The 3,032-nt window shown below is 77.1% G+C and carries 1 protein-coding gene and 1 pseudogene; both read left to right on the top strand.

Annotated elements, in window-relative coordinates:
- Positions 1 to 10: 10 nt before the first annotated feature.
- Positions 11 to 85, top strand: a pseudogene (locus AB0E96_RS40115) (ribosomal protein L7/L12); the annotation flags it as partial.
- A gap of 16 nt (positions 86 to 101) precedes the next feature.
- Positions 102 to 3,032: SDR family NAD(P)-dependent oxidoreductase (locus tag AB0E96_RS40110; RefSeq protein ID WP_359831649.1), on the top strand; the 2,931-nt coding region annotated here is incomplete at its 3' end.

Raw genomic sequence — 3,032 nt, 5'->3', positions numbered from 1 at the left:
GTTCGACGTCATCCTCGAGGCCGCCGGCGACAAGAAGATCCAGGTCATCAAGGAGGTGCGCACCCTGACCTCCCTCGGCCTGAAGGAGGCCAAGGCGGGCGGTGGGGCCGGTCACGGACGCGGGAGCGGAGGAGGCCCGCACCGGGGCACCGGTCCAGGGCAACGGCCGTACGGCCGAGGAGACGGCCGCGGCCTGGCTGTCCGGCGAGCGGATCGACTGGCCCGCCGGTCCGGCCCAGGCACCGTGGGACTTCCCGCCGCCCGCCTTCGCGTTGGCGGAGTTCGACTTCCCCCGTGCCACGGCGGCTCCGGCCCCGGCCCAGACCGCGGTTCACGTTCCTGCGCAGGCCCAGGCCCAGGCCCAAGCCCCGGCCGGGCCGGTTGCCGCCGACGTCCCGCGGCGCCTTCCGGAGGACGCCTGGCTGCACCAGCCGCACTGGGCACGGCTGCGCCGCGCCGGCTCGGCGGTCGGCGTGCGCGGCTCCCGGCTGCTGGTGCTGCTCACGGACGGACCGGCGCACCCGGAGGTGGTCCGCGCCGTCGAGGCCGCGTACGCCCGGGTGGTGCGGGTCCGCGCCGCCGAGGCGTTCGCCCGGCGGGGCGAGGACCTCTACGAGGTCGACCCGGCCGACCCTTCCTCGCTCGGCCGGCTCCTCGACGCCCTGGCGGGTACGGGCGCGGGCGAGGACGGCATCGACTGGTTGCACGCGCTGCCGCTGGGGATCGACGGCCCGGTCGGCCGGGACAGCCTGGACCGGGCCCGCTGGGCCTGCCTGGACACGCCGGCCGCACTGCTGCGGGCCGTGGCCGAGGCCGAGCCCGCCGGGTCGCTCCGTCTGACGCCGTGGTGGCTCTCGTACCGGGCGCGGCCGGTGGACGGCCCGGTGGGGCGGCCGGAGGCGGGCCTGCTGGCCGGCCCGGTCGAGGTGGCACCCCAGGAGGGCGCCGCCGCGGGCCACTGGGTCGACCTCCCCGACGCGGACCCCGCCCACTGGGCCGTACCGCTGGCGGCGCTGCTGGCCGAGGCCGCCACCGCGCCGGACCGGGCCGCGCTTCCGCGCCGGCTGGCCCTCCGACGGGGCCACTGGTGGGAACAGGTCGCGCTGCCGGTGGCCCCGGCCGGTCCGTCCCCGGTCGGGCTGCCGGACGGCGGCGTGCACCTGGTCCTGGGCGGCACCGGCGGGATCGGCCGCAGCATCGCCGCCTGGCTGCTGGAGAACGGCAGCGCCCGGGTCCTGCTGCTGGCCAGGAACCCCCGGCTGCCGGAGGAGTTGACGCCCTGGGCCGACCGGGTCGAGCTGGTCGAGGCCGATCTCGCCGAGACGGCGCCCGAGGAGGTCCTGGCCCGGATCGACCGTCTCACCGACCGTGTCGACGGGGTGATCCACGCCGCCGGGGTGGCGAGCGGCGCCCTGATCGCCCGGCGGGACGCCGGGGCGATGGCGCGCGCGTCCGCCGCCAAGCTGCGGGGCGCCCTGCTGGTCGAGCGGCTGATCGAGCGCCACCGGCCGTCGGTGGCGGTCTACTGCTCGTCGATGGCCGCGGAGCTCGGCGGGGTCGGCCAGCTGGACTACGCGGCCGCCAACAGCCTGCTCGACGGGTTCGCCCAGTACCGGGCCGACGACGCCGAGACCACGGTCCGGCTCGGTGTGAACTGGGACGTGTGGAGCGAGGCCGGGATGGCGCTGCGCGCGCCGCTGGCCGACTCCCGTCACCGGGCGCACCTGTCGGTCGGGCTGACGGTGGCCGAGGGCACGCGGGTGTTCGCGCGGGCGATGGGACTGCGGCTGCCGCAGGTGCTGGTCTCCACCACCGACCTCCGGGAGTCCCGCGCGTTCTACGCGGCGCCCGAGGCCCCGGCCCTGGTGCCGACCGCTCCTGCCGCTCCTCCCGCGTCCACGGCGCCCGTCGCGTCGGTGCCCGTCGCGTCGGTGTCCACCGCCTCGGTGTCCGCCGGAGACCCGACGGCGGCCGACGCGGTGGGCGGGGACGCGGCCGTCCTGCTCCGCGACTGGCTGTGCGACTGGCTGGACCTCGACCACCTCGACCCCGACGCCCCGCTCTATGACCTGGGCGTCGACTCGCTGACCCTGCTCGACCTGATCGGCGTGGTGAAACGTCACTTCGACGTCGAGCTGGAGCTGTCACGGCTCAGCCACCGGGTCTGCCTCACCGAGATCCTGGCCCGCCTGTCCGAGGCGGCACCCGGCCGGGCCGTCGTCACCGAGGGCGTCGTCCCGGAGACCTGGCAGCACGGCACCGCGGACGACGTGCTCTGCCTGGTGCACCCGGTCGGCGGCGACATCCAGGCCTACCGGTCCCTGGTGTCGGCGCTGGACCCCCGGCTGACCGTCTGCCTGATCGCCGACCCCGCGCTGGAACGGCCCGGGACCGCCGACTGGACGCTGGCCGAGCGGGCACACCGCTACGCCGCCGCCCTGCGCGCCCGCTTCCCGGACGACACCCGGCGGCTGCACCTGGCCGGCTGGTCCTTCGGGGCCTGGGCGGTGATGGGGATGGCCGCGCAGGCGGAGGCGATCGGGCGGCCGGTCCACGGCGTCCACCTGATCGATCCGCCGCCGCCCGGGGCCGGCGAGCTCTACCGGGACCACGACGACGCCCGGCTCCAGGCGGTGTTCGCGCACGAGCTCGGGCAGGGCGGAGCGGCGGCCGCCGGTCCCGAGGCGCAGGGCTACGCCGAACGCCTGGTCCGGTGCTGCCGGGCCAACCTGCGGAGCATGGCCGGGTACCGGATGCCGCTGCTCAGCGCCACGCCCAGTCGAATCTGGCTGGCCGAACGGCCGGTGGAAGGGCTGCCGGCACCGGTGCCACCGGAGCGGCAGCGGGAGCTGTGGCGCCCGCACCTCCCGGAACCCAGTACCTGGCACCGGCTCGACACGACGCACTACGGCATCGTCCGCCCGCCCCACGCGCACGCGGTGGCGGCCGCGATCAACGCGGCGGTGACCGACGCGGCAGTGACCGGCGCGGCGGTCACGGACCCGGCGTCGGACGACACGGCCAGGGGCCGC

The organism is Kitasatospora sp. NPDC036755 (genome assembly GCF_040636595.1).
Taxonomy (GTDB): Bacteria; Actinomycetota; Actinomycetes; order Streptomycetales; family Streptomycetaceae; genus Kitasatospora.
This window is presented reverse-complemented; position numbering and strand designations above follow the sequence as displayed.